The 25,104-nt window shown below is 71.5% G+C and carries 17 protein-coding genes and 3 pseudogenes; 8 read left to right on the top strand and 12 right to left on the bottom strand.

Features of this window, described 5'->3' with window-relative positions:
- Positions 1-72 precede the first annotated feature (72 nt).
- A complete protein-coding gene (locus tag ACSIH6_RS03175) occupies positions 73-1,350 on the bottom strand; it encodes an extracellular solute-binding protein (protein ID WP_435106372.1) in 1,278 nt (425 codons plus the stop codon).
- A gap of 273 nt (positions 1,351-1,623) precedes the next feature.
- On the opposite strand from ACSIH6_RS03175, the gene ACSIH6_RS03170 reads away from it, so the two are divergent.
- On the top strand, positions 1,624-2,838 hold the full coding sequence (locus ACSIH6_RS03170; RefSeq protein WP_435106370.1) for an ROK family transcriptional regulator: 1,215 nt from the start codon (positions 1,624-1,626) through the stop codon (positions 2,836-2,838).
- Between the two features lie 160 nt (positions 2,839-2,998).
- Here the strand turns inward: ACSIH6_RS03170 and ACSIH6_RS03165 are convergent, their stop codons facing one another.
- From ACSIH6_RS03165 to ACSIH6_RS03155, 3 genes are all read right to left on the bottom strand, one after another.
- A complete protein-coding gene (locus ACSIH6_RS03165) occupies positions 2,999-3,640 on the bottom strand; it encodes a hypothetical protein (RefSeq protein WP_435106368.1) in 642 nt (213 codons plus the stop codon).
- A 236-nt stretch (positions 3,641-3,876) separates the two neighbouring features.
- The gene (locus ACSIH6_RS03160) at positions 3,877-4,368 is read right to left on the bottom strand and encodes a GNAT family N-acetyltransferase (RefSeq protein ID WP_435106543.1); all 492 of its coding nucleotides are present in this window, start codon (positions 4,366-4,368) and stop codon (positions 3,877-3,879) included.
- A gap of 282 nt (positions 4,369-4,650) precedes the next feature.
- Entirely contained in the window at positions 4,651-9,165 is a 4,515-nt protein-coding gene (locus tag ACSIH6_RS03155) for an ATP-dependent helicase (protein WP_435106366.1), read from the bottom strand.
- 75 nt (positions 9,166-9,240) lie between these two features.
- Here ACSIH6_RS03155 and ACSIH6_RS03150 point away from each other — a divergent pair, with 75 nt between their 5' ends.
- From ACSIH6_RS03150 to recX, 5 genes and pseudogenes are all read left to right on the top strand, one after another.
- Positions 9,241-9,435, top strand: a complete 195-nt coding sequence (locus ACSIH6_RS03150; RefSeq protein ID WP_026114892.1) for a DUF3046 domain-containing protein — start codon at positions 9,241-9,243, stop codon at positions 9,433-9,435.
- Positions 9,436-9,610: 175 nt separating this feature from the next.
- Positions 9,611-10,222: pseudogene (gene recA, locus ACSIH6_RS03145) on the top strand (recombinase RecA); the annotation flags it as partial.
- Positions 10,214-11,086: pseudogene (locus ACSIH6_RS03140) on the top strand (LAGLIDADG endonuclease); the annotation flags it as partial. The pseudogenes recA and ACSIH6_RS03140, both read left to right, overlap by 9 nt.
- Before the next feature lie 171 nt (positions 11,087-11,257).
- Positions 11,258-11,860, top strand: coding sequence for a hypothetical protein (locus ACSIH6_RS03135; RefSeq protein ID WP_435106541.1), 603 nt, complete (start codon positions 11,258-11,260; stop codon positions 11,858-11,860).
- Positions 11,853-12,437, top strand: coding sequence for a recombination regulator RecX (gene recX / locus ACSIH6_RS03130; RefSeq protein WP_435106364.1), 585 nt, complete (start codon positions 11,853-11,855; stop codon positions 12,435-12,437). Before ACSIH6_RS03135 ends, recX begins: the two co-directional genes overlap by 8 nt.
- Positions 12,438-12,474: 37 nt before the next feature.
- Here the strand turns inward: recX and ACSIH6_RS03125 are convergent, their stop codons facing one another.
- From ACSIH6_RS03125 to ACSIH6_RS03105, 5 genes are all read right to left on the bottom strand, one after another.
- Positions 12,475-14,625: a S9 family peptidase gene (locus ACSIH6_RS03125; protein ID WP_435106362.1), complete on the bottom strand. Its 2,151-nt coding sequence runs from the start codon at positions 14,623-14,625 to the stop codon at positions 12,475-12,477.
- A 190-nt stretch (positions 14,626-14,815) separates the two neighbouring features.
- Positions 14,816-15,955, bottom strand: a complete 1,140-nt coding sequence (locus ACSIH6_RS03120; protein ID WP_435106360.1) for an amino acid ABC transporter permease — start codon at positions 15,953-15,955, stop codon at positions 14,816-14,818.
- On the bottom strand, positions 15,952-16,626 hold the full coding sequence (locus ACSIH6_RS03115) for an amino acid ABC transporter permease (protein WP_150250183.1): 675 nt from the start codon (positions 16,624-16,626) through the stop codon (positions 15,952-15,954). The genes ACSIH6_RS03120 and ACSIH6_RS03115 overlap by 4 nt, the downstream gene beginning before the upstream one ends.
- 78 nt (positions 16,627-16,704) lie before the next feature.
- On the bottom strand, positions 16,705-17,556 hold the full coding sequence (locus ACSIH6_RS03110) for a glutamate ABC transporter substrate-binding protein (RefSeq protein ID WP_435106355.1): 852 nt from the start codon (positions 17,554-17,556) through the stop codon (positions 16,705-16,707).
- 44 nt (positions 17,557-17,600) lie between these two features.
- Positions 17,601-18,344, bottom strand: a complete 744-nt coding sequence (locus ACSIH6_RS03105) for an amino acid ABC transporter ATP-binding protein (RefSeq protein ID WP_435106353.1) — start codon at positions 18,342-18,344, stop codon at positions 17,601-17,603.
- Between the two features lie 313 nt (positions 18,345-18,657).
- Here ACSIH6_RS03105 and miaB point away from each other — a divergent pair, with 313 nt between their 5' ends.
- Positions 18,658-20,124, top strand: coding sequence for a tRNA (N6-isopentenyl adenosine(37)-C2)-methylthiotransferase MiaB (miaB, locus tag ACSIH6_RS03100; RefSeq protein WP_435106539.1), 1,467 nt, complete (start codon positions 18,658-18,660; stop codon positions 20,122-20,124).
- Positions 20,125-20,321: 197 nt separating this feature from the next.
- Here miaB and ACSIH6_RS03095 read toward each other — a convergent pair whose 3' ends face one another.
- The 3 genes from ACSIH6_RS03095 to miaA form a co-directional block, all read right to left on the bottom strand.
- Entirely contained in the window at positions 20,322-21,587 is a 1,266-nt protein-coding gene (locus ACSIH6_RS03095) for a cytochrome P450 family protein (protein ID WP_435106351.1), read from the bottom strand.
- 17 nt (positions 21,588-21,604) lie between these two features.
- On the bottom strand, positions 21,605-22,390 hold the full coding sequence (locus ACSIH6_RS03090) for a TetR/AcrR family transcriptional regulator (protein ID WP_435106349.1): 786 nt from the start codon (positions 22,388-22,390) through the stop codon (positions 21,605-21,607).
- Between the two features lie 274 nt (positions 22,391-22,664).
- A complete protein-coding gene (miaA, locus tag ACSIH6_RS03085; protein ID WP_435106347.1) occupies positions 22,665-23,657 on the bottom strand; it encodes a tRNA (adenosine(37)-N6)-dimethylallyltransferase MiaA in 993 nt (330 codons plus the stop codon).
- A 120-nt stretch (positions 23,658-23,777) separates the two neighbouring features.
- On the opposite strand from miaA, the pseudogene ACSIH6_RS03080 reads away from it, so the two are divergent.
- Positions 23,778-25,010, top strand: a pseudogene (locus ACSIH6_RS03080) (RNA-guided endonuclease InsQ/TnpB family protein).
- Positions 25,011-25,104 lie beyond the last annotated feature (94 nt).

Here is a 25,104-nt window from a genome sequence, read left to right as displayed (position 1 = left end):
CGTGGGCCGACCGCGGCGGGCGGGGCCTGGGGCCCCGCCCGCGCACAGCTCTACTCAGTGAGGCGGGACGGGCTACTCGACCGGCTCGTTGAGGATCGAGGTGAGCTCCTCGTTGGCCGCCCCCAGGACCTCCTCGGGGTCACCGCCCTGCACGATCTCCAGGACGGCGCTCGGCAGGATCTTGTTGTCCTGGTCGGCCGCGGTCCAGCGCGGGGTGGTCGGGAAGAACTCGGTGTGCTGCATCTGCTCGGCGGCCGCGGCGGTGGCGGGGTCCTGCTGGTACTCCTCGCTCTCCAGCAGGTGCGGGTAGGCCGGGAAGAAGCCCGCGACGTCGGCGTAGCCCTGGCTGCCCTCCTCGTTGCCGAGGGCGGTCAGCAGCTCGAAGGCCAGGTCCGGGTACTCGGTGGTGGTGAACACCGTCAGGGCGGAACCGCCCGCGAAGGCCGGGGCGATGCCCTCGGCGCCGGGGATGGGCGCGGCGACGATGTTCTCGATGACGGCCGGGTCCGCGGCCTGCTCCTCCATGGAGCCGATCGCCCAGCCGCCGTCGATGTACATGCCCAGCTCGCTGTTGGCCATGTCGGCCAGCGCGATGAGCTCGTTCTGGCCGACGTAGTCCTGCGGCGAGATGCCGTCGGTGGTCAGGCTGGCGTAGAACTCGATGGCCTCGACGGTGGCGGGGTCGGTGAGGTTGCCCTCCCACTCCTCGCCGTTCTGCTCCGCGATCGAGCCGCCGTTGCTCCAGATGAAGCTGGCGATGCCGTTGGTGAAGTCGGTCGGGGCGGCGAAGCCGGGGACGTCGTACTCCTCCTGGATCGCCTCGGCCACCTCGACGAGCTCGTCCCAGGTCGTCGGCGGCTCGTGGCCGACCTCCTCCAGCCAGTCCGCGCGGTAGTACAGGGTGCGCACGCCCGAGAACCACGGGACGCCGTACTGGACGCCCTCGTAGGTGCCGTACTCCAGGGCGTTCTCGTCGATGCCCGCGGCGGCGTCCCAGCCGCTGACCTGCTCGGTGATGTCCATCAGGGCGCCCTGCGCGGCCCAGCCCGCGACCTGGTCGTTGCCGACCTCCAGCACGTCGGGGGCGTCGCCGCCGGCGAGGGCGTTGGTGATGGCCTCCTGCGCGTCGGGCCAGGGGATGAACTCGACCTCGACGGAGACGTCCGGGTTGCCCTCCTGGAAGCGAGCCTCGGCGTCCTCGAAGTACTCGACGAGGGGCTCCTGGGAGGTGCCCATGACCCAGACGGTCAGGCTGTCGGCCTCGCCGCCCCCGTCACCGGAGTCGGAGCCGCCGCAGGCGGAGGCGAGCAGGACCACGGCCGTGGCCGCGGCGATCTTCGGGAACCTCATCTGTATCTCTTCTCCCTTCGCACGACGCGCCGGGGTGCGACGCCTGTGCTCGAACCAACCTGGGATGATCGTGAGATCACCCGGCGGCTCGACGTCTTGTGGGGGTTGTGCTGGGATAGCACGTTGGCCGCCCCGCCGGAGCGGGTACCGGGAGGGCCCAGCGGGTATCGGAAGGGCCCGAAGCGGGCCTTACGAGGACGTGACCTCCTGTGAGGTTGTGAGCTAAATTAACAGGAAACTTTCCTAATAAAAACAGGGTGAGGTGTCACGGTTATGTCTCAACGTCCGGGGACTCCCCGGCTGCTACGCCAGCTCAACGACCGCGCGGCACTGGAACTGCTCCTGTCCGCCGGGCCTTTGACCAGGACGCAGCTGGGAACGCGTACCGGCCTTTCCAAGGTGACCGCCTCCCAGTTGCTCGCGCGACTGGAGGAGCGGGACCTGGTGCGCGTCGTGGGCAGCCAGGCGGGCGGGCGGGGGCCCAACGCCGCGCTGTACGCGGTGGTGCCCGAGAGCGCCTACGTCGCGGCCCTGGATGTCAGCGCGCGCCAGGTGACCGCGACGATCGCCGACATCACGGGCCGGATCGTCAGCGACGTCGCGGTCGACCCCAGCGCCTCCGACGACCCCGTCGCCCTCGTCCACACCGCGGTGATGCGTCTGGCCGACACCGCCGGGGTCGCGCTGGACAGGGTCCGCGCCTGCGTCATCGGCACCCCCGGCGTCGTCGACCCCCGCACCGGCGACATCCGCTTCTCCTTCGACCTGATGTCCTGGCACGAGGGCATCCTGGAGGCCCTGCGCGCCGACCTCAAGCGCTCGGTCATGATCGAGAACGACGTCAACCTGGCCGCCCTGGCCGAGCACTCCGAGGGTGCCGCCGCCGGGGTGGCCGAGTTCGTCCTCATCTGGCTCAGCGCCAACGGCGGCGTGGGCATGTCCACCATGATCGACGGCCGCATCCACCGGGGCCGCTCGGGCGGCGCGGGCGAGATCGGCTACCTGCCCGTGCCCGGGGCGCCCATGCCCACCGACGTGGGGCTGTCCGGCGGCTACGAGTCCCTGCGCGACGGAGCCAGCCGCGAGCTGCCCCACGGGTTCCAGGCACTGGTCAAGGCGGGGCAGGTGGTCGAGCTCGCCGCCGGGTACGGCATCGAGGGCACCGACGTCACCGAGGTGGTCGGGGCGGCCTCCGCCGCGGGGACTCCGGAGGCGGACGCCTTCCTGGACGACTTCGCCGAGCGCCTGGCCCGCGGGGTGGCCGCCGTCACGGTGATCCTGGACCCCGGCCTGGTGGTGCTCGGCGGGGACGTGGCCCTGGCGGGCGGTGTGAAGCTGGCCGAGCGGGTCCAGGCGGCCACCGCGCGCATCGCCCCGAACGCGACCGAGGTCGCGCTGGGAAGGGTGGAGGGCAGCCCGGTGGTGCGGGGCGCGCTGCTGCACGCCCTGGAACGGGCCCGGGAGGACGTCTTCTCCTCGACGGTGTGAGTCCGCCGGGCTCCGGCCCCATGGGAGCCCTCCCACGGGGGTGGGCGTGTGCTTCCGTCAGCGACCCTTTCCCGGCCGCGCCCCGGCATCCCTCACCCGGCCCGCGCCCCGGCATCCCTCACCCGGCCGGGGCGCGGCCGACCCGCCGCCGGAGAGACCGTCAGAGCTCCAGCTCGAAGGAGCCGAAGACCTCCTTCACGATCGGCGCGTACTCCTCCCGCTCCGACTCGGGAACGTCGAACTGGAGGTGGTACCCCTTACCCTCCTCCGCGACGACGGTGTACCTCCACAGCATCCACCGGTCGGGCCGGTCCCAGTCGCTGTCGCGGTAGGTCGCCTCGAGGTGGGAGGTGTCCCATCCCGAAGGCGCGGACGGGTCCTCCTCCAGGCTGAGCCGCTGCCAGTCCGAGATGTTCGGTTCCCCCACGAACGCGGTCTCCGCACCCTGCTGGTACGCGCTGGCCGTACGCGGCTCGACGCCCTCCAACGAGAAGACGGTGAAGCTGATCCGGTGGTCGGCGTTGGGAGAGTAGAACTCGTAGTTGGACAGGACGCCGGAATCCTTGGCCCTCGCGTCCCTGGCGATGTACACGGTGCGCCACTTCTGGGGATGGCGCATGACGACGCCGTCATCGTCGAAGGTGGAGTACTCGACCGGCGGTGTGGAGGGTGTGGCGGGCGCCGAGTCCGCGGTCTGCTCCGGTTTCGTGGCCTCACCGAGCACCGGGACCGCGGCGGCCTCGGAAGAGGGCGGGGACAGGCGCTGGAACGCCACCAGTACGGCGGCCGCGACCACCAGCACACACACCAGACTGAGCCCGACCAGCAACGGACCTCGTGTTCGTGAACCGGACGAGGAGAGCGAGGGGTCAGGTCGCGGTGGCTTCGCCCGGGGCGGAGCACCGTTCGGTTCCGTCGGTTTCCTGTGGTGCGTGTGGTGCGGGGCGTGTCCGGGTTCGTGCACGAAGGCCTCCGGCGTGGGGGATGGGAGCGCACCTGATTCTAGGTAGGCGGAGATCCGGAGCGGGCAGGGAGGGCTCAGGTCGGCCGGGCCAGACTCCGGGCCATCACCACGCGCGGGAGCACCCGGATCCCCGCCCGCTCCTCGGCTCGCCAGACCTCCTCCAGCCCCGGGCCCCACTCCGCACGGGGGAGCACGGCGAACCCGCGGTCGGCGTACCGGGGCCCGTTCCACGACAGGTCGCGGAAGGTGGTGAGGGTGAGGCGGGTGTGACCGGAGGCCGCCGCCTCGGCGCACACCGCCTCCAGCAGGGCGCCGCCGATCCCGCGCCTGCCGTGACCGGGGTGCACGGCCAGCTGTTCCAGGTGCGGGCGCCCGTCCACGGTCACGGTCGCGGCCAGGCCGACCACGGGGGCGCCTGTCGTCGGGTCGTCGGCCACCAGGACCCGCTCCGCGTGCGCGAGCATCTCCCGGGGGTCGTCGGGGGGCAGGACCACCCCGGCCCCGGCGAACACGGAGTCCGCCGCCAGCGACACCTCCACCACGCGCGGTTCGTCCTCCGGCCGCATCGGTCGGATTCCCTGTGGTCCCACCAGTCCCCCTCGTGCTCTCCCGGCGCGGACGCCATCCTGGCCGGTCGCAGTCGCCGGGGCCAGTCGTTTTCGCGTCCGCGGTGACCGGCAAAAGGTGCGCGGGCCCGCCCGCCCGTGCGCGCTCACGCGGGCGGGCCGTCCGACACCGCCGGGCACAGGGGACACCCCCTGGAGCGCACCACCAGCCCACGCTCTACAAGCGGATGGTTGCGCTTCGCGGAGGACCCAACCCCCTGCGGCGCACCACCGCGGGAGGCCCTACGGGCGCAGGCGCAGTCCCTTCGGGGTCACGTGGAACCCCGCCGCCACCAGTGCGGCGTCCACCGGCGTCGCGAACACCTCCTCCCCGTCGGCGCGCTCTACCGTCAGCGCCCCCGCGCGCCCGTCCCGCACCGCCCCGGCCAGGGCGCGGGCCGCCCGCTCCAGCAGGGCGGGCGGCGAACCGAAGGTCAGCACCGAGCGGCCGCCCCGGCCCACGTACAGGGTCAGCCGCCCCTCGTCGATCACCACCAGGGCGCCCGCCGACCGGCCGGGCCTGGCCTGGGCGTCCCCGGGCCAGGCCAGGTCCGTGCCGAACGGGTTCGCCGGGTCGGTCGCCGCCAGCACCACCGGTTCCGCCGCGCCGCCGGAGACCGCGCGCAGCCGGTCCACCGCGCCCGGCAGCGCGAACTGGGCGCCGCCCAGCCCGTCCACGAAGTAGCCGCGGCGCACCCGGCCCGACTCCTCCATCGTCCGCAGCACCCGGTACTCGTCCGGCGTGATCCGCCCGCCCTGGTACCCGCGCACCAGCACGCCCCGGCGCTCCAGCCGCGCCTCCAGCCGGGCCAGGACTCGCCTGGTGGGATCGTCCTCCCGTTCGGGCAGGGCCCACCACCGCCCCGCGGCCGTGGGCGGTCCCGACCGGGTGGGCAGCACCGGACGCGCCCGCCGACCCGCACGTGAGGGCGCGCGGCGCGGAGCGGTTCCCGAGCCCAGCACCGCGCGCAGCGGGGCCAGGGTGTCGTTGGTGACGCAGCCCGACCACACCAGCTCCCACAGCGCCGCGACCAGCTCCGCGTCCGTCACTGCCGAGGCGCCCGCCACACGGTCGGCGACGTCGCGGAAGAACAGCGCCCCGCCCCCGTGCAGCGCCTCCAGCACCGCGTGGGCAGTGGAGCCCTCCTCCGGTGGCACCGGTTCGGGCAGCAGCAGGGCCGCCTCGTCGGCCGGGGCCAGGCACACCCACCCGTCCTGTCCGGGCAGCGCGCCAGCCCCGGCCCACACGACCTCGCCCGCCTGTGTCAGCTCGTCCAGCCGGTTGGACGCGTAGTCCTCCACCCGGGAGGGCAGCACCAGCGACTCCAGCGCCGACGCCGCCACCGTCGCGCCGCGCAGCGACTCCACGGCCTCGAACACCGCGTCCGGTCCGCGCCACCGCTCATCCGGGACGGCGCGCTGCCACAGCGGCGCGAACGCGGCCAGGGAGGTCTGCGCGACCGGCTCCACCTCGCTCCGCAGCCGCGCGACCGACCCGCGCCGCAGCCGCCGCAGCACGTCGGCGTCGCACCACTCGGTGCCCGTCCCGCCGGGCCGGAACCCGCCCTGGTGGACCCGCCCCTGCCGGGACAGCTCCCGCAGCACGGCCTCCACCACGTCCGTGCCGAGCCCCAGGCGTGCTGCTGTCTCTTCGGAGGAGAACGGCCCGTGCGTGCGCGCGTAGCGCGAGACCAGGTCGTGGGTGGGCGCCTCCACCGCTTCCAGGAGTGACCCGGGCACCGTGGCGGGCGGTCGCGCGCCCAGCGCGTCGCGCAGCCGCGCCGCGTCCTCCACCGCGCACCAGCGTTCGGCGCCCGCCACGGTCATCCGCACCGCCCGCCCCGCGGACTCCAGCTCCTCCAGCCACTCCCGCCGGGCTCCCCGCGCCCCGGCCTCCTCCGTGGTCAGCGGGCCCACCTCGCGCAGCAGGTCGGCCGTGCCCTCGGCGTCCCGGGCGCCCGAGCCGGGAGCGGTCCGCTGCAACAGCGCGCCGACCTCCTCCACCACGCGCGGGTCGAGCAGCTCCCGCAGGTCCGCCTCGCCCAACAGGTCGGCCAGGAGCGAGGTGTCCAGGGTCAGCGCCTGCGCGCGCAGCTCGGCCGCGGGGGCGTCCCCCTCGTACAGGAACGCCGCCGTGTACTCCATCATCAGCGAGCGCGCGAACGGCGACGCGGCCTCGGTGCGCACCTCCACCACCCGTGTCCGGCGGGACCGGACGCCCTCCAGAGCCTCCACCAGGGCGGGCACGTCGAACACGTCCCGCAGGCACTCGCGCACCGCCTCCAGCACGATCGGGAACGACCCGTACCGGCCCGCCACCGACAGCAGGTTGGAGGCCCGCAGCCGCTGCTGCCACAGCGGCATCCGCCGGTCCGGCCGCTGGCGGGGCAGCAGCAGGGCCCGCGCCGCGCACTCGCGGAACCGCGCGGCGAACAGCGCCGACCCGGGCAGCTCCCCGGTGACCGTCTCCTCCACCTCCTCGGGGTCCAGCGCCACCAGGCCGGCCAGCTCACCCGGCCGGTCCCAGCCCCCGGCGTCTGGCAGCCGCAGCACGATCCCGTCGTCGCCGTGGACGACCTGCGCGTCCGCGCCGAACCGGTCCCGCAGCCGCCGGGCCAGGGCCAGCGCCCACGGCGCGTGCACCCGCGCGCCCAGCGGGGAGTGCACGACCGCGCGCCAGTCGCCGACCTGGTCGCGGAAGCGCTCGACGACCACGGTCCGGTCGTCGGGCACGTGTCCGGTGGCCTCCCGCTGTTCGGAGACGTACTCCACCAGGTTGCGCGCGGCCCACGGATCCAACCCCACCCCTTCGGCCAGGGCCAGTGCCTCCCCTGGTTCCGCCCCGGCCAGCTCCCGGGTCAGCGCGCCCACCGCCCGGCCCAGCTCCGCGGGCCTTCCCTGCGCGTCGGCCTTCCAGAACGGCATCCGCCCCGGCCGCCCCGGCGCGGGGGAGACCAGCACCCGATCGGCGGTGATCGCCTCGATCCGCCACGAGGTGGACCCCAGCACGAACACGTCGCCCACCCGCGACTCGTAGACCATCTCCTCGTCCAGTTCGCCGACCCGGGTGGGCGCCCGCCCCGGCGCGGCGACCCCGTCCCGTCCGGCCAGGTGCACCCCGTACACGCCCCGGTCGGGGATGGTGCCGCCGCTGACCACCGCCAGCCGCTGTGCGCCCGGGCGCGCCCGCAGCACGTCCGCCTCCCGGTCCCACACCAGGCGGGGACGCAGTTCGGCGAACTCGTCCGAGGGGTAACGGCCCGACAGCATGTCCAGGACCGACTCCAGCACCGTGTCGGCCAGGTCGGCGAAGGGCGCGGCCCGCCGGACCAGGGCGGCCAGCTCAGGCACCGGCCAGTCGTCCATGGCGGCCATCGCCACGACCTGCTGGGACAGCACGTCCAGGGGGCTGCGCGGCATCTCCAGGCGTTCGATGCCGCCCGCGCGCATCTGCCCGACCACCACGGCCGTCGCCAGCAGGTCGCCCCGGAACCGGGGGAGGAACACTCCGCGCGAGGTCTCGCCGACCTGGTGCCCCGCCCGGCCGACCCGTTGCAGGCCGCTGGCCACCGACGGCGGCGAGGCCACCTGCACCACCAGGTCGACCGCGCCCATGTCCACGCCCAGCTCCAGGCTGGAGGTGGCCACCACGCAGCGCAGCCGCCCCTCCTTCAGTTCGTCCTCGATCAGGGCCCGCTCGGTCTTGGACATCGAGCCGTGGTGGGCGCGGGCGACCACGGGGGGACCGCCGCGGCTGTGCCCGGACTGGGCGATGACCTGGGCGGGAACCTCCTCCGGCGGCAGGTGCCCGCCGTGCCGCTCGGTGTGCAGGTCGTTGATGCGGGCGCACAGCTTCTCCGCGGTGCGGCGTCCGTTGGTGAACACGATGGTGGAGCGGTGGGACTCCACCAGGTCCAGGACGCGCCGCTCCACGTGCGGCCACAGGGATCCGCCGCCACTGGCGCCCCCGTCACCCTCCGCGCCGGCGGAGGGGCGGTGCGGTGCCGGTTCGCCGGGCTCCTCCATGTCGGGGACGGGCACCACCACGCGCAGGTCCATGCCGGGGGTGCCCGGCGGGGCGACGACGTCGGCGCCGCCGAGGAACCGCGCCACCAGTTCGGGCGGGCGCACGGTCGCCGACAGCCCGATCCGCTGCGCAGGGCGGTCCAGCAGGGCGTCCAGCCGCTCCAGGCTCAGCGCCAGGTGCGCGCCGCGCTTGCTCCCCGCGAGCGCGTGCACCTCGTCGACGATGACCGTGTCCACCCCCGCCAGCCCCTCCCGGGCGCGCGAGGTGAGCACCAGGAACAGCGACTCGGGCGTGGTGATGAGCACGTCCGGCGGTCGGGTGGCGAGCCTGCGCCGTTCGGCGGCGGGTGTGTCGCCTGTGCGCACCCCCACGGTGACCGGTGACAGCGCGTGCCCTCCGGCCTCGGCGGCGGCCGCGATCCCGGCCAGGGGGACGCGCAGGTTGCGCTCCACGTCCACCGCGAGGGCCTTGAGCGGGGACACGTACAGCACCCGGCAGCGGCGGGCGCGGTCCTCGGGGACGGGGGCCGAGGACAGCCGGTCCAGCGACCACAGGAAGGCCGACAGGGTCTTGCCCGAGCCGGTCGGGGCCACCACCAGTGTGTTCCTCCCGTGCTGGACCGATTCCCAGGCCCCGGTCTGGGCGGGGGTGGGACCGGCGGGGAAGGCCTGGTCGAACCAGGCCCGGGTGGCCGGTCCGAAGCGTTCGAGAGGGTGTGGCGCACGGCTCATGCCGCCAGTGTGCCCGCGGGCGGGGACAAAGGGGAGCGGACGCGGCGGACGCCGTGATCACCGATACTGGGCCCGATGAGACTCACGGTTTTCTGGAACAACATGCACGAGCAGTTCGGCGAGGCCTACTCACAGAGCGTGGCCCGCGACCACGTCCTGGAGGGGCTCGGATCCCGCACGGTGGAGCAGGCGCTCGCCGACGGGGCGGCGCCCAAGGCGGTGTGGCGCGCCGTGTGCGAGGCCTTTGACCTGCCCGCCTCCAGGCGCTGATCCGGGGGCAGGCGTCCCGCGAGATCACCTTCGTTTCGTACGCCACATCGAACACAGGTTCGGGTAGTGTGGGTTGTCCACAGGCGGACGTGGGACGTCGCGATTGTCGTACCGACCGCGTAGCGTCGTGCTCACCATGAAGAAAAAGGCATCCACCCAACAACAGGGGTATCCCGTGGCATCTGGAGACCGAGACAAGGCTCTCGAAACAGCGCTCGCCCAGATCGAGCGGCAGTTCGGCAAGGGCTCCATCATGCGTCTGGGCGACGACGACCGCCCGCCGGTGGAGTCGATCCCCACCGGGGCGATCGCCCTCGACGTGGCGCTCGGCATCGGCGGCCTGCCCCGTGGCCGCGTCGTGGAGATCTACGGCCCCGAGTCCAGCGGTAAGACCACCGTCGCCCTGCACGCGGTGGCCAGCGCCCAGCGGCTGGGCGGCATCGCGGCCTTCGTCGACGCCGAGCACGCGCTCGACCCCGAGTACGCCAAGAAGATCGGCGTCAACACCGACGACCTGCTGCTCTCGCAGCCGGACACCGGTGAGCAGGCGCTGGAGATCGTCGACATGCTGATCCGCTCCGGCGCGGTCGCCATCATCGTCATCGACTCCGTGGCGGCCCTGGTGCCCCGTGCCGAGATCGAGGGCGAGATGGGCGACAGCCACGTGGGACTCCAGGCCCGCCTGATGTCCCAGGCGCTGCGCAAGATCGCCGGTGCGCTGCACCAGACCAACACCACCGCGATCTTCATCAACCAGCTGCGCGAGAAGGTCGGCGTCATGTTCGGCTGTGCATCCTGGGATACGTGGGTGACTTTGGGTGATGGATCTCGAGAGCGTATCGGAAAGATCGTCAGCCAAAAGATGAACGTTGAGGTCCTCTCCTATGACCCCGATCTCGGGAAGATTGTCCCTCGGCGCGTGACCAATTGGTTCAATAACGGCCCTGCGGATGAGTTCTTGCACTTCAGGGTTGAGCGCCCGGGGGGAGGAACTGGGCGCGGATGCAGTGCTATGGATCTTACTTCCAACCACCTGGTGCGAACTCCTGGTGGATGGCGTGAAGCGGGTGACCTTATGGTTGGGGATCGAGTGATGATTGCTCAACCCTATCTGCTCAGTGAAACCCAAAAGCAGTTGATCCTAGGCGCGCTGCTTGGCGATGGAAGCCTCTCTGAACCCGTTGGAGGAAGCAAGGAGAGTGCTCGCTTTCGGATGGGGCATGGTTGGAAGCAGTCCGATTACCTGGACTGGAAGGTTTCGATGCTGGAAAACATCGAACACTCTCTTTCCAGTAACTCTAAGGGTTCTGTGTTCGCAGACTTCACTCCGTTGGCAGAGCTTGGTGAGCTTCGGCAGGTGCTCTATCCTGGTGAAGGTAAGAAGCACGTTAGTTGGGATTACCTGAAGGCGCTAACTCCTCTGGCGCTCGCTGTATGGTACATGGACGATGGCTGCTTCACTTTGCGTTCCAAGGGGACTCAGAAGCGCACCAGTGGTGGTAGCGGGCGTATCGAGATCTGTGTCGAGGCGCTCAGTACTGGATCTCGGGAGCGGGTTCTTGCTTATCTTCGAGACCACTGGGGTTTCGATGTTAAGCTCTGGAAAAAGGGTGCCCGTGGAATCAGTATGATTTCTTTCACTACTGCTTCGTCAGACGAATTTCAGAAGCTGATCGCTCCGTATGTCCATCCGTCGATGGAGTACAAGATGTTGCCCAAGTATAAGGGCAATTTCATGGTTTCCCCGGAGTTCGTGGAGCCCACAGTGCACCCAAGCCCTGCTGTGATCAAAGATATTTCCGTAAAAAAGGATCACCAGAGGATGGGGCGCTTCGACATCGAAGTCGAAGGTAGCCATAACTACTTTGCAGACGGTGTCATGGTGCATAACAGCCCTGAGACGACGACCGGCGGCAAGGCGCTCAAGTTCTACGCCTCGGTGCGCCTGGACGTGCGCCGCATCGAGACGCTCAAGGACGGCACCGACGCGGTCGGCAACCGCACCCGCGTCAAGGTCGTCAAGAACAAGGTCGCGCCGCCCTTCAAGCAGGCCGAGTTCGACATCCTCTACGGGGTGGGCGTCTCGCGCGAGGGCAGCCTCATCGACCTGGGCGTGGAGCACGGCATCGTCCGCAAGTCGGGCGCCTGGTACACCTACGAGGGCACCCAGCTGGGCCAGGGCAAGGAGAACGCGCGCAACTTCCTGCGCGAGAACGCCGACATGGCCAACGAGGTCGAGAAGAAGATCAAGGAGAAGCTGGGCGTGCCCGTCAAGGGCGACGACAGCGCCTCCAGCCCGGCCACCGACACCGCCGAACCCGCCAAGGCGGCCACGGAGGAGGCCCCGGACCCGGCCGCCGCGGCCAAGGCTCCGGCCAAGCGCGCCGTGGCCAGGACCCCCAAGGCGCCCGCGGCTGATGCGTGAGGGGAGCCGGCCCCCGGGCCGGCACCACCCCGAGGACGACGGCCCCTTCCCGGGCGGGGCGGCCCCGCCCGGGAAGGACCCCGAGGCCGAGGCCCGCGCCCTGGTCCTGCGGATGCTCACCCACTCCCCGCGCACCCGCGCCCAGCTGGAGCGGGCGCTGCACCGCCGGGAGTACGAGGAGGAGGTCGTCACCTCGGTCCTGGACACGTTCGGCGAGGCCGGAGTGATCGACGACGCCGCCTTCTCCCAGGCCTGGGTGTCCTCCCGCCACCACGGCAGACGGCTCTCCCGCCGTGCCCTGGCCCAGGAGCTGCGCACCCGCGGCGTGGAGGAGGACACCGTCCGGGAGGCCGTCGGCGAACTCAGCGACCAGGACGAGGAGGAGGCCGCCCGCGACCTCGCCCGCCGCCGCCTGGCCGCTACCCGGGGTAAGGACAAGGAGACGCGGGTCCGCCGCGCCCTGGGCTTCCTCGCCCGCAAGGGCTACTCCTCGGGCCTGTCCTACCGGGTGGTCCGCGAGGAGCTCGAACGCGAGGGCGTGGAGGCCGAACTCCACGCCCCCGACTCCGACTTCTGAGCCGTCACCGCCCCGCTCCCACAGATCCCCGAGAGGGTCAGTCGCCGACGGAGGTCGGGCCAGCGGTGGCCTCCGCGGGCCGAGGGGGCAGCCCGTCCTGTCCGGCGTCCCGTGTGAGCGCGTCGGCGGTGTCCCCGGTGCTCGCGGTGTCCCCGGACTCCCCAGGATCCTCCGCGCCGGGCTCCCCGGAGTCCTCCGCGGCCGGTTCCGCGCCGTCCTCGACGGCCCCCGTCTCCGGCGGAGCGGTCACCAGTTCCAGCGGCGCCACGTCGGCCTCGAACCCGAACACCCGCGCGTAGAAGGCCAGCTCCGACTCCAGGGAGCGGATCCGCGCCTCCTGCCCGGTGAACCCGTGCCCCTCGCCCTCGAACTCCACCAGCGCGTGCGGTGCCCCGCGCCGCCCCAGCGCCGTCGCCATCGCCGTGGCCTGGTCCGGGGTCACGACCCTGTCCTCCAAGCCCTGCACCAGCAGCACCGGCACGTCGATCTCCCCGGCGCGGTTGACCGGAGAGCGCTCCCGGTACCGCTCCACGAACCCCGGCAGCGTCCCCACCAGGGAGTCCAGGAACCGCGACTCGAAGTCGTGCGTGGTCTCGCTGAACCCCAGCAGGTCGGTGACCCCGAAGAGGGACACCCCGCACGCGAACGTGTCCCCGGTCAGCGCCATCAGCGCCGTGTACCCGCCCGCGCTCGGACCGCGGATCGCCAACCGCCGGGGGTCGGCCACCCCCTGTTCCACCAGGGCCCGGGCCGCGGCCACGCAGTCCTCCACGTCCACCACGCCCCACTCCTTGTGCAGGCGTTTGCGGTACGGGCGCCCGTACCCCGTGGAGCCGCCGTAGTTGACGTCCACCACGCCGATCCCCCGGCTGGTGAAGTAGGCCTTGGCCAGGTCGAACTCCCGCGTGCTGACCGACACCGGGCCGCCGTGCGCCCACACCACGTACGGCGCGGGGCCGTCCGCGGGCACGTCCGGGTGGGTCGGCGGGTACACGTTCGCGTGCACCGGCGCCCCGTACCGGCCCGGCAGCGTCTCCTGCCGGGGGACGGGCAGGTAGGCGGCGTCCGGCAGCTCCTCGGCGGCACGGCGCAGCACCTCCACGACCCCGGAGACCGGATCCAGCCGCACCAGGCACGGCGGCTCGGTCGGCGAGGAGGCCACCGCCACCACGGTGCGCCCGTCCGTGTCCAGCATCGACCACGTGGTCAGGCCGGTCACCACCGGCGTCAGGTCGAGGGTGTCGGGGTCGTACACGCTCGGGGTCATGTCGGCGTGCCCGTGCAGCGCCACGACCCGGCCCGAGTCCAGCACGCAGAACGAACGGTTGCCCAGGCGGCCCGGGGAGGCGTGGAACTCCTCCTCTGCCGGGTACAGCGCCAACGCCTGCCCGGTCATCCCCGCCTGGTACAGGTTCCACCAGCCCGGCCAGTCCGAGGCCACGTACAGCGTCGCGTCGTCGGCCCAGGTCGGGGAGACCACCGACTCGTCCACACCGCCCTTGAGGGTGTACTCGCCGGCCAGCCCGGTCTCACCCAGGGTGCCCACCCGCAGTTCGCTGCCGTCCCAGGGCATCCTGGGGTGGTTCCACCGCACGTAGGCCAGATGGGCACCGTCCGGTGACGGGGTGGGGGAGGCGTAGAAGTCCGCGCCCGAGACCAGTTCGCGCACCGCGGAGGGGTCCTGCGCGCCCCGGCCCGACAGCGGCACCGACACGATCGAGCGGCGGACCGACCCCTCCTCGTGCCTCTCGCGCACGCACAGCACGGCGCGCCCGTCCGCGCTCAGCGCCGGGTCGGCGTAGCGCGAGGCGCCGTCGTCGGGGGTGAGCGGCACCGGCTCAGAGGAGCCGCGTTCCAGCAGGTAGAGACGCTGGTCGGAGGACTGGGAGAACACCACGCCCATGCGGGTGATGGCCTTGTCGTCGCGGCGCGGGACCGGCAGGTAGGCGCGCCCGCCGTACTCGTGCACCCGGGTCCCCGCGCTCCAGTGCGCGGGCAGCAGCTCGGTCACCGTTCCGTCGGCGTCGCGCCGCATGAGGGTGGTCCGACCCTCCTCGGGGCGGCCCTCCTCCCACCAGACCTCCGCGCCCGCGACGGACGGGAACGCCATCCGCCGCACTCCTCGGGCGACGTCACCGGCGCTGATGGGCGATGGCCAGGAGCCGTGGGGGCTCGACAGTTCAGACATGTCCGCTCAGGATGGGTCTTGGGTTCGATGCGATGACATGTCGACCTTAGTCGTCGTTCGCCCGCTTGTGCAGTCCCGAAGGACCCTCCGCGCGGCGCCCCCGCGGCCGCGCTCCGAGGGCCGGGACGACGACGGCCCCGTACACGCCGCGGGGCGCGCACGGGGCCGTACCGACCGTGGGGAGGAGGGGTCAGCCCTTCCGGTCCCGCTTGCCGTCCGTGTCGTCGCCGTCGTCGGACTCCGCCGGGCGGGACTCGTCCAGGGTGTCGGGAAGCGGCTCCTGCACGGTGGGCTCCACCGCCACGGTCCCCGCGGGGCCGTTGACCTTCAGGCTGTCGCCGCCGGTGCCACCACCGGTGCCCGAGGGCCTGACCGGGACGTCCGCGCCGCCCACGGGCTTGGCCGAGGGCCTGCCGCGGCGGGCGTTGCGCCGCTCCAGCCAGATCGCGACCCGGCTCAGCGAGAGGTTGATGGCGATGTAGATGGCCGCGCAGATGATCGCGGCGGGGATCACGTTGCCCTCGCGCGTGGCCAGCAGGGTGAAGCTGCGCAGCATCTCGGGGAAGGCGATGATGTAGCCGAGCGCGGAGTCCTTGAGCAGGACCACGAGCTGCGCCACGATCGCGGGCATCATCGCGGTGATCGCCTGCGGGATGAGGATCGTCCGCATGTTCTGGCCCCTGGTCATCCCGATGGCCTGCGCGGCCTCGGACTGGCCCTTGGGCACCGCGAGGATGCCCGCACGGAAGACCTCCGCCAGCACGGAGCCGTTGTACAGGGTCAGGCCCGTGACGACGGCGGCCAGCGCGGAGACCTGGAAGGTGCCCGCGGGGATGTCGAACAGCTGGTAGGCCACGATGGGCAGCGCCATCGTGAAGAAGATCAGCATCAGCAGCGGGATGCCGCGGAAGAACTCCACGACGGCCCCGGCCGGGACGCGGATCCACCACTGGTCGGACAGGCGGCCGATGCCGAACACCAGCCCGAAGACGATGGCCAGGATCGAGGCGGTCAGCGCCGCGGTCAGCGTGTTCTGTAGGCCCGGGAGGACGTAGTCGGTCCAGGTGGCGGGCCGCAGGAACGGCTCCCACTTGTCCGCCGTCCACTCGCCCGCGGGGTTGACCGCCCAGGTGGCCGGGTCGCCCAGCAGCCCCCAGGTGAGCGGGTTGAACAGGGAGAACCCGGTGTCGCGCAGGGTGCCGTTGAACCCCAGGTACAGGATCCCCAGGCCGATCACGGCCAGGAACACGGTGATGACCGTGTAGACGACGTTGCGCCTGCGGGCCTTGGGGCCGGGCGCGTCGAAGAGGACGGAGGTCTGCGCGCTCATCGGACCACCGCCACGCGCTTGGAGAGCCAGCCGAAGAAGTAGCCCGTCGGCAGGGTCAGGATCAGGAAGCCGATCGCGAAGCCGACGAAGGTCGGCAGGACCGGCGCGATGCCCTGGTCGAACATGAGCTTCATCTCCCTGGACGCCTCCTGAACGCCCAGCCCCGCGACGGAGGCGACGGTCGTGTTCTTGATCAGCGCGATGAGCACGCTGCCCAGCGGGCCGACGACGGTGCGCAGCGCCTGCGGGATGACGATCATCCGCAGGTTCTGGGTGAAGGTCAGACCCAGCGAGCGGGCCGCCTCCACCTGACCAAGGGGGATCGTGTTGATCCCCGCGCGCAGTGACTCCGAGACGAAGCAGGCGGTGTAGCCGGACAGGCCGATGACGGCCCACCAGAACACGTCCCACGCGACGGTGTCGGACAGGAACAGGCCCAGGGCGCTGTTCAGACCCAGACCGCAGAAGAGCAGGACCAGGGTCAGGGGCGTGCTGCGGATGCCCTCGACGTAGGCGGTGGCCAGGCCGCGCAGGAGCGGGACGGGGGAGACCCGCATGGCCGTGAGCAGGATGCCCAGGACGAAGGAGAAGAGGGCGCTGAGGAGGGTGAGCCGGACGGTCCATGAGAAACCGTCGACAACCCTGTCGATATTGCTGAGAAAGGCTTCCATGGGTCCCAGCTGGTCAAGGGCCTCGCGGCGGTGCCGGGGCCGGCTCCGCCGCGAGGCGCACGGTCAAGGGAGGGGGACCTACTGGCAGGCGTCGACCTCGGGAGCGGCCTCCTCGTAGGCGAAGTCGGTCTCGCCGAAGGCGCTCTCCAGGGCCTCGGTCGTGTAGCCCTCATCCCACATCTTCTGGATGGCGGCGTTGACCTCCTCGCACCGCTCCGTGGAGCCGGCGGGCAGGCCCACGCCGTAGCGCTCCTCACCGAAGGGGTTGTTGACCACGCGGTAGGTGCCGGGGTCCTGCGCGGCGAAGCCCGCGAGGATGGTGTTGTCGGTGGTCACCGCGTCGACGGCGCCGTTGCCCAGCAGCGACAGGCACTCGGAGTAGTTGCCCGCCTCGCGCAGTTCGGCGTCGATGCCCATGTCGTCGACGATGTTGTTGGCCGAACGGGAGCCGGAGGCCGAGCACAGGACCTTGCCCGCGAGGTCCTCGGGGCCCTGGATGTCCTCGTTGTCGGCCTGGACCAGGATGTCCTGCTGGGCGACGTAGTACGGACCGGCGAAGTCGACGACCTCGCGGCGCTCGTCGGTGATCGAGTAGGTGGCGATCACCATGTCGACGGTGCCCTGCTGGAGGAAGGACTCGCGGTTGGCGGAGGCGGCCTCGGTCCACTCGATCTGCTCGGGCTCGTAGCCGAGCTCACCGGCGATGTAGGTGGCCACGTCCACGTCGAAGCCGACGGGGGCGTCGCCGTCCAGCAGGCCCAGGCCCGGCTGGTCGTACTTGACGCCGATGGTGATGGTCTCGCCGCCACCCTCGCCGCCGCCCTCCCCGCCACCGCCGCCGTCACCGACGTCGGCGGTGCCGCAGGCGCTGAGGGCGAAGGCCAGGGCCGCGGTGCCGCCCAGGATGGTGCTGATGCGACGAACTCGCATGTGGGGTACCTCTTCCTTGCTTCGTGCGAAGAACGCGGGGAAACCTAGTGGGTCAGGATCTTGGACAGGAAGTCCTGGGCGCGCTCGGACCGGGGGTTGGTGAAGAACTCGTCGGGGGTGTTCTCCTCCACGATCTGTCCGTCGGCCATGAAGACGACCCGGTTGGCCGCGCGGCGCGCGAAGCCCATCTCGTGGGTGACCACGACCATCGTCATGCCCTCGGCGGCGAGGTCGGTCATGACGTCGAGGACCTCCTGGACCATCTCCGGGTCCAGGGCCGAGGTGGGCTCGTCGAAGAGGATCACCTTGGGGTTCATCGCCAGGGCGCGGGCGATCGCCACGCGCTGCTGCTGACCCCCGGAGAGCTGCGCCGGGTACTTGTTGGCCTGGTTGCCGATCTGGACGCGCTCCAGCAGCTCCATGCCGCGGGCGTCGGCCTCGGCCTTGTTCATGCGCAGGACCCTGGTGGGGCCCAGGGTCACGTTCTGGAGCACGGTCTTGTGGGCGAACAGGTTGAACGACTGGAAGACCATGCCCACGTCGCTGCGGAGCCGGGCCAGGCCACGGCCCTCGTCGGGCAGCGGCTGTCCGTCCAGCGTGATGGTGCCGGCGTCGATCGTCTCCAGGCGGTTGATCGTGCGGCACAGCGTCGACTTGCCGGAACCGGACGGCCCGATGACGACTACCACCTCGCCGGAGTTAACCGTCAGATCGATGTCGCGGAGCACGTGCAGGTCGCCGAAGTGCTTGTTGACGTTCTCCAGCACGACGAGAGGAGTTGAGGTCATGTTCGGAACCTAATGGGTCCATGTTGCCGTGTCATCACGAAATCGCCGCCCGTCTGCGGAGTAGCAGACTTGTTACGGCGTGATCGGCGAAACTGTTATGGGTTTGGACGGTTAAGTGGCCGTTTGTCGCTCCCTGTCGCGATTCCGTTCTTCAGCGTCTCACATCGGCCGCTCCCGGCCACGCTCAGCCTTCCCGTCCGCGACGGAGTCCCGGGGAAAGCCCCAGGTGGGGTCGTCGGGCCCGTTCGACGGTCTCCGCGCGGTGCGCGGCACCGGATAGCCTGGTTCCGTGAGCCAGAGTCGTACCTACCAAGTGCGGACCTACGGCTGCCAGATGAACGTCCACGACTCCGAGCGCCTCTCCGGTCTGCTGGAGGACGCTGGGTACGCGCGCGCAGCCGAGGACACCACCGCAGACATCGTCGTCTTCAACACCTGTGCGGTCCGGGAGAACGCCGACAACCGCCTGTACGGCAACCTCGGGCACCTGCGCCCGGTCAAGGACGCCAATCCGGGGATGCAGATCGCCGTCGGGGGCTGCCTGGCGCAGAAGGACCGCGGCGAGATCGTGCGCCGCGCGCCCTGGGTCGACGTCGTGTTCGGCACCCACAACATCGGCTCCCTGCCCGCCCTGTTGGAGCGCTCCCGCGTCCAGCGGGAGGCGCAGGTGGAGATCGCCGAGTCCCTGGAGCACTTCCCCTCCACGCTGCCCAGCCGCCGCGAGTCCGCGTACGCGGCGTGGGTGTCGGTCTCCGTCGGCTGCAACAACACCTGCACCTTCTGCATCGTGCCCGCACTGCGCGGCAAGGAACAGGACCGCCGCCCCGGTGACGTGCTCGCCGAGGTGCGCGCCCTGGTCGACGAGGGCGTCAGCGAGATCACCCTGCTCGGCCAGAACGTCAACGCCTACGGCAGCGGCTTCGGCGACCGGCAGGCCTTCTCCAAGCTGCTGCGCGCCTGCGGCGAGATCGAGGGGCTGGAGCGGGTGCGCTTCACCTCCCCGCACCCGCGCGACTTCACCGACGACGTCATCGAGGCCATGGCCGAGACCCCCAACGTCATGCCGCAGCTGCACATGCCGCTCCAGTCGGGGTCGAGCCGGGTCCTCAAGGCCATGCGCCGCTCCTACCGCCAGGAACGCTTCCTCGGCATCGTGGAGAAGGTGCGCGCCGCGATGCCGCACGCCGCGATCACCACCGACATCATCGTGGGCTTCCCCGGCGAGACCGAGGAGGACTTCCAGGAGACGCTGCACGTGGTCCGCGAGGCGCGGTTCTCGATGGCGTTCACCTTCCAGTACTCCAAGCGCCCCGGGACCCCGGCCGCCACCATGGAGGACCAGGTCCCGCCGGAGGTGGTCAAGGACCGGTACCAGCGCCTGGTCGACCTCCAGGACCAGATCTCCTGGGAGGAGAACCAGAAGCTGGTCGGCCGTGAGGTCGAGCTGCTGGTCGCCGAGGGCGAGGGCAGGAAGGACGGCGAGCACCGCCGCCTGTCCGGACGCGCCCCCGACAACCGCCTGGTGCACTTCGCGGTCGGTGACAGCGACGACCCGCGCCCCGGCGACACGGTGACCGTGGAGGTCACCTACGCCGCCCCGCACCACCTGGTGGCCGACTCCGGTGTGCGCGCCCTGCGGCGCACCCGCGCGGGCGACGCCTGGGCGGCCCGCAACGGCCAGCCGGTCCAGGAGAGCAAGCCGGAGGTGCTCCTGGGCATGCCCCGGATCGGCGTTCCGGCCGAGGAGCCCGCCCCGGTGGGCGGCTGCTGCGAGATCTGACCCCGCACCGACAGCGGTCGCGGCCCCCGGCGCCTTCGTGCCGGGGGCCGCTGTCGTTCCGCGGCGCGGCCCTCGGCCGTCCCGCCTTCCGGGGGTCGGCCTCCGCGCGCCGCCGGGTCCGGTGAGGCCGCTGTGCCGCCGTCCGGGGCCCGACGGGGGTCGCGGAGACCGGGTGGACGGCCGCGCGGGTCGGGGCCTCAGAGCCGGACGGGCAGGCTGTCCATCCGCATCGCGCCCGGAACCTTCCCGGGCAGGGGCTCGCGCCCGGAGACCAGGGACAGGCCGGGGTAGGCGGTCAGCAGGGACCCGACCGCCACCTCACCCTCCTGGCGGGCCAGGGCCGCGCCCAGGCAGTAGTGGATGCCGTGGCCGAACCCCACGTGCGCCTCGCCGGGTCTGCCCTGGTGACGGGTGATGTCGAACCGGTGCGGGTCGGGGTGGACCCTCGGGTCGCGGTTGGCGCCAGCCAGGACCGCGATCGCCCGCTCGCCCGCGGCCAGGCTGCCGCACCTGAGCTCGACGTCCTCGGCCGCGTACCGCGCCTTGGCGATCACGGCGGTGCCCCCGTAGCGGAGCATCTCGTGCACGGCGGAGGGCAGCAGTCCGGGGTCCTGCCGGAGGATCTCCCACTGGACCGGGTGGTCGAGCAGGGCCCGCACCCCGTTGCCCAGCACGTGCGCGGTGGTCTCGTGCCCAGCGATGACGAGGGTGAACACCAGGGTGATCAGCTCGCTCTCGCTCAGGCGTCCGCCGTCCTCGTCGCGCGCCCTGACCAGGGCGCCGAGCAGGTCCTCGCTCGGCCGGGACCGGCGTTCGGCGAGCATCCCCTCGATGTGGCCGATCATCTCGCCGAGCGCGTCGTTCATCAGCTCGGGCCGGGTGGGGTCGAACCTGGACAGCTGGTCGCTCCACGCCCGCCAGGTCTCGCGGTCCTCCTCCGGAACGCCGACCAGGTCGCAGATGACCGCGATCGGCAGCGGGTAGGAGAAGTGCGGCATGAGGTCCACGACCCCGTCCCGGTCGGCGAGGTCGGGCAGCCGTGCCAGCAGGTCGTCGGTGACGCGCTGGACCGCGGGCCGCAGCTCGTTGACCCGGCGCACGGTGAAGGTGCGCGAGACCAGCTTGCGCAGCCGCGTGTGGTCGCCGCCGTCCTTGTCCAGGAGGGACTCGGTCAGGTAGGTGATCAGGTCGGGGCGGATGCCCAGCCCCCTCAGCGCGTCGGAGCGGGTGCTGGAGGTCCGGCCGCCCGACACGTTCGCGGGGTCCAGCACGAAGCGCCGGTCACTGAGGATGGTCCGCACGTCCTCGTCGTCGACGAAGAGGACGGCCTCCATCGTGTCCACGAAGAGGGCCGGTGCCGAGCCGCCCGCGGCCCGGACCCGGTCGATCACGGAGTGGGGGTCGGCGGTGAACTCGGGGGAGCGCAGGTCAATCAGGTCGTCGGACGGGGCTGCGGCTGTCATGGGCCCTCCTCTGGGGCTCAGGTGGAGCGTGTCGTCTGTTTCTGCCGGGTGATCTCCGCGTGCAGGCGCTCGTCCAGCGCGGAGAAGAGCGCCAGGGCCCTGTCCCGGGCCCGGCGGGTGTCCTCCGGGGAGGCGTCCCCCTCCAGGAGCAGTCGGATGCTCCTGGCCATGAGCTCGGCGCGCGTGCCGTGGTCGGGCACGTGCATGCCCTGTTCCTCCAGCACCGGGGGCGTGACCAGGTGGCCTATGACCAGGGAGTTGTAGGCGTACAGCTGCTCGTCGGGGGAGCGGTCGCCGTTGAGCAGGCCGTGTTCGCGCAGGATGTCCCAGTAGGTCTGTAGGGCCCTCTGCCGGTCCCGTACGGTGTCGCCGACCAGGGCTGCCGCGTCGCGGGAGAGGTTGCCCAGGGACTCGGTGCCGTTGGCGAACAGCGCGCGGATGGTCGGCGAGTCGAGGTGGAACAGGTAGAGCGCGCGGGCGACCTCGCTGGGCCGGACGTTCTCGGGCGAGGCGCGCATGGAGTCCAGGATCTGGCGCAGCATGCCGAGCTGCGCCCGCATGACCACCGTGAGGAGCAGAGCCTCCTTGGTGGAGAAGTGCAGGTAGACGGTCCCCTTGCCGATCCTGGCCCGCCGGGCGACGTCCTCGATGGTGATCTTGCGGTGTCCCCAGGCGACCATCAGTTCCTCCGCCGCGTCCAGGATGCGGTCGGCGCGCAGTTCGCGCTCGCTGGCGGTCGGGGGTGTGGATGGGGCCACGGTGTACTCCTGCGAGTCGAGGGCGTGCGAGGTACTGCTGACCACGCGTGTTGACGCCGATGACCATATCCACACCTCCCTTCCCTGACTGCGTGACCAGATTTCAAAACTGGTCACACAGTCAAAGTAGGTCACCCGGGAGGCCGGGGCAAGGGTTTTCGGGCGGGAAAGCGGGCCGGAGGCGCGGGAGAGCGGGAAGGAGCCGTGGACCTGGGGAAAGGAAGACGGGATGAGGTGTGGAGGACGGACGGCCGGGCCCTTCGCGGGCCCGGCCGTCACGTGGAGGCGGGTGTTCGGCGGACGCGGACCCGCCGCGGGGTCACCGCGCGGAGTGGGGCACCCAGGTCGACACGTCCACCAGTGCCTCGCCCGGCTCGTCCGAGGTTCCCGACAGGGCCCGCTCCACCTGGGTCAGGGCGCGTTCCACCAGGTCGGGGGAGTCGTGGGGGAGCCAGCGCACCCGCGGGTCGCGCCGGAACCACGACTCCTGGCGGCGGGCGAACCGACGTGTGGCCTGGGCGGTGTCCGCCTTGGCCTCCTCCTCGGACAGCGTGCCGTCCAGCTGGGCGAGCGCCTGCGCGTAACCGAGCGCACGCGAGGCGGTCCGGCCCTCGCGCAGCCCGAGTTTGTCCAGCTCGCGGACCTCCTCCAGCAGGCCCTGCTCCCACATGCGGTCCACGCGGGTGTCGATGCGCTCGTCCAGCTCGACACGGGGAGCGGTCAGGCCGATCTGCGTGCACGGGTAGAAGGAGGTGTGGTCCGGCAGGTTCGCCGTGAACGGCTCCCCGGTCAGCTCGATGACCTCCAGGGCGCGCACGATCCGCCGCCCGTTGCCCGGCAGGATGGCGCGGGCCGCCGCGGGGTCGGACTCGGCCAGGCGGGCGTGCAGGACGCCCGGGCCGACGTCGCCGAGCTCCGCCTCCAGGCGCGCGCGGACCGCGGGGTCGGTGCCCGGGAAGTTCAGGTGGTCCAGGACCGAGCGCACGTACAGGCCCGAACCGCCGACCAGGACGGGGAGAACATCGCGGTCGGCACACTGCTCGACGCGGTCGCGCGCCATGTCCTGGTAGCTGGCGACGTCCGCGGGTTCGCTGACCTCCCACACGTCGAGCAGGTGGTGGGGCACCCCGCGTCTCTCGGCGTCGGTGAGCTTGGCGGTGCCGATGTCCATGCCGCGGTAGAGCTGCATGGAGTCGGCGTTGATCACCTCGCCCCGGCGCCCCGTGCGCTCCTCCAGCCGCAGGGCCACCTCGACGGCCAGGTCCGACTTGCCCACAGCGGTCGGGCCGACGACCGCGATCACCTTGATCATCTGTTTGTTGGGCGTGGATACCCCGTCCTTCAGGGCGGGGAGGAAACGCCCTCTCCCTTCTCGTGGCTTTGTGTTGGATTCGGCTCACGCGATCGCGCAGCGGTCGCTACGGTGTGTGCCATGACCGGCACGAGCGTGAAGCGGGCGTTTCGGTACCGCTTCTACCCCACCGATGCGCAGGCGGCTGAGCTGTCGCGCACGTTCGGGTGCGTGCGCCTGGTCTACAACCGGCCCCTGGCTGAACACACCGCCGTCTGACAGCAGCGCCGGGAACGGGTGGGTTACTCCCAGACCTCGGCGATGCTCACCGCATGGAAGAGGACCGAGGAGCTGTCCTTCCTTGCCGAGGTCTCCTGCGTCCCGCTCCAGCAGACGCTGCGCCACCTGCACACGGCCTTCCGCAACTTTTTCGACAAGCGTGCGCGCTATCCGCGGTTCAAGTCGAAGAAGAAGTCGCGTGCCTCGGCGGAGTACACCCGGTCCGCGTTCCGCTACCGCGACGGGCAGCTCACTCTGGCCAAGATGGCCGATCCGCTCGACGTGGTGTGGTCGCGGCCCCTGCTCGAAGGAGCGCGGCCGTCCACGGTGACGGTGTCGTGTGACGCGGCCGGGCGCTGGTTCGTGTCGCTGCTGTGCGAGGACACCGTCGAGTCGGCTCCGGCCGCCCACGACGCGGTGGGTGTGGACATGGGTGTGACGTCGCTGGTGGCGTTGTCCACGGGGGAGAAGGTGGCCAACCCCCGCCACGAGCGACGCGACCGCGCCAGGCTGGCCAAGGCACAGCGGGCGCTGTCGCGTAAGGCCAAGGGCAGCGCGAACCGGGACAGGGCGCGGCGCAGGGTGGCGCGGGTGCACGCCCGCATCACCGACCGCAGGCGCGACTTTTTGCACAAGCTCACCTCTCGACTCGTCCGCGAGAACCAAGTGGTCGTGATCGAGGATTTGGCCGTGGGCAACCTGGTCAGGAACCGCAGACTCGCCCGGGCGATCTCGGATGCGGCCTGGCGTGAACTCCGGTCCATGTTGGAGTACAAGTGTGCCTGGTATGGGCGGGATCTGGTCGTGGTGGACCGGTTCCTCTCTTCCTCCAAGGCGTGCTCGACGCCCGGGTGCGGATACGTGCACGCGTCGCTGCCGCTGCACGTGCGGGAGTGGACGTGCCCCCAGTGCGGGACCACTCATGACCGTGATGTGAATGCGGCGAACAACCTCAGGGCCGCCGGGCTGGCGGCATCTGCCTGCGGAGCTGGTGTGAGACCTCAACGGGAGTCCTCCCGGACGGGGCGGCCGGCGACGAAACAGGAAGGCCACGGGGCGACCCGTGACGAGGCCCTGGCCTCGAACCACCGGTAGGTGGTTCCGGATTCTCCTGCCTTCAGGCAGGAGAGGAAGTCAATCCTCCAGCGTAGTCAGCCCCGGGCCCGGCCCGACCGCCGAGCGGGGACGG

The organism is Nocardiopsis synnemataformans, from assembly GCF_965343085.1.
GTDB lineage: Bacteria > Actinomycetota > Actinomycetes > Streptosporangiales > Streptosporangiaceae > Nocardiopsis > Nocardiopsis alborubida.
Note: the sequence above shows the minus strand (reverse complement) of the source record. Positions and strands in the feature narration are given on the sequence as shown.

What these genes read in the sequence shown, in the direction of transcription:
- miaA (WP_435106347.1), bottom strand. Translation starts at nt 23,657, where the DNA reads ATGATCAAGGTGATCGCGGTCGTCGGCCCGACCGCTGTGGGCAAGTCG.
- ACSIH6_RS03115 (WP_150250183.1), bottom strand. Translation starts at nt 16,626, where the DNA reads ATGGAAGCCTTTCTCAGCAATATCGACAGGGTTGTCGACGGTTTCTCA.
- ACSIH6_RS03175 (WP_435106372.1), bottom strand. Translation starts at nt 1,350, where the DNA reads ATGAGGTTCCCGAAGATCGCCGCGGCCACGGCCGTGGTCCTGCTCGCC.
- ACSIH6_RS03125 (WP_435106362.1), bottom strand. Translation starts at nt 14,625, where the DNA reads ATGTCTGAACTGTCGAGCCCCCACGGCTCCTGGCCATCGCCCATCAGC.
- ACSIH6_RS03105 (WP_435106353.1), bottom strand. Translation starts at nt 18,344, where the DNA reads ATGACCTCAACTCCTCTCGTCGTGCTGGAGAACGTCAACAAGCACTTC.
- ACSIH6_RS03135 (WP_435106541.1), top strand. Translation starts at nt 11,258, where the DNA reads ATGGGGCGCTTCGACATCGAAGTCGAAGGTAGCCATAACTACTTTGCA.
- recX (WP_435106364.1), top strand. Translation starts at nt 11,853, where the DNA reads ATGCGTGAGGGGAGCCGGCCCCCGGGCCGGCACCACCCCGAGGACGAC.
- ACSIH6_RS03120 (WP_435106360.1), bottom strand. Translation starts at nt 15,955, where the DNA reads ATGAGCGCGCAGACCTCCGTCCTCTTCGACGCGCCCGGCCCCAAGGCC.
- ACSIH6_RS03110 (WP_435106355.1), bottom strand. Translation starts at nt 17,556, where the DNA reads ATGCGAGTTCGTCGCATCAGCACCATCCTGGGCGGCACCGCGGCCCTG.
- ACSIH6_RS03160 (WP_435106543.1), bottom strand. Translation starts at nt 4,368, where the DNA reads ATGCGGCCGGAGGACGAACCGCGCGTGGTGGAGGTGTCGCTGGCGGCG.
- ACSIH6_RS03155 (WP_435106366.1), bottom strand. Translation starts at nt 9,165, where the DNA reads ATGAGCCGTGCGCCACACCCTCTCGAACGCTTCGGACCGGCCACCCGG.
- ACSIH6_RS03095 (WP_435106351.1), bottom strand. Translation starts at nt 21,587, where the DNA reads ATGACAGCCGCAGCCCCGTCCGACGACCTGATTGACCTGCGCTCCCCC.
- ACSIH6_RS03170 (WP_435106370.1), top strand. Translation starts at nt 1,624, where the DNA reads ATGTCTCAACGTCCGGGGACTCCCCGGCTGCTACGCCAGCTCAACGAC.
- ACSIH6_RS03150 (WP_026114892.1), top strand. Translation starts at nt 9,241, where the DNA reads ATGAGACTCACGGTTTTCTGGAACAACATGCACGAGCAGTTCGGCGAG.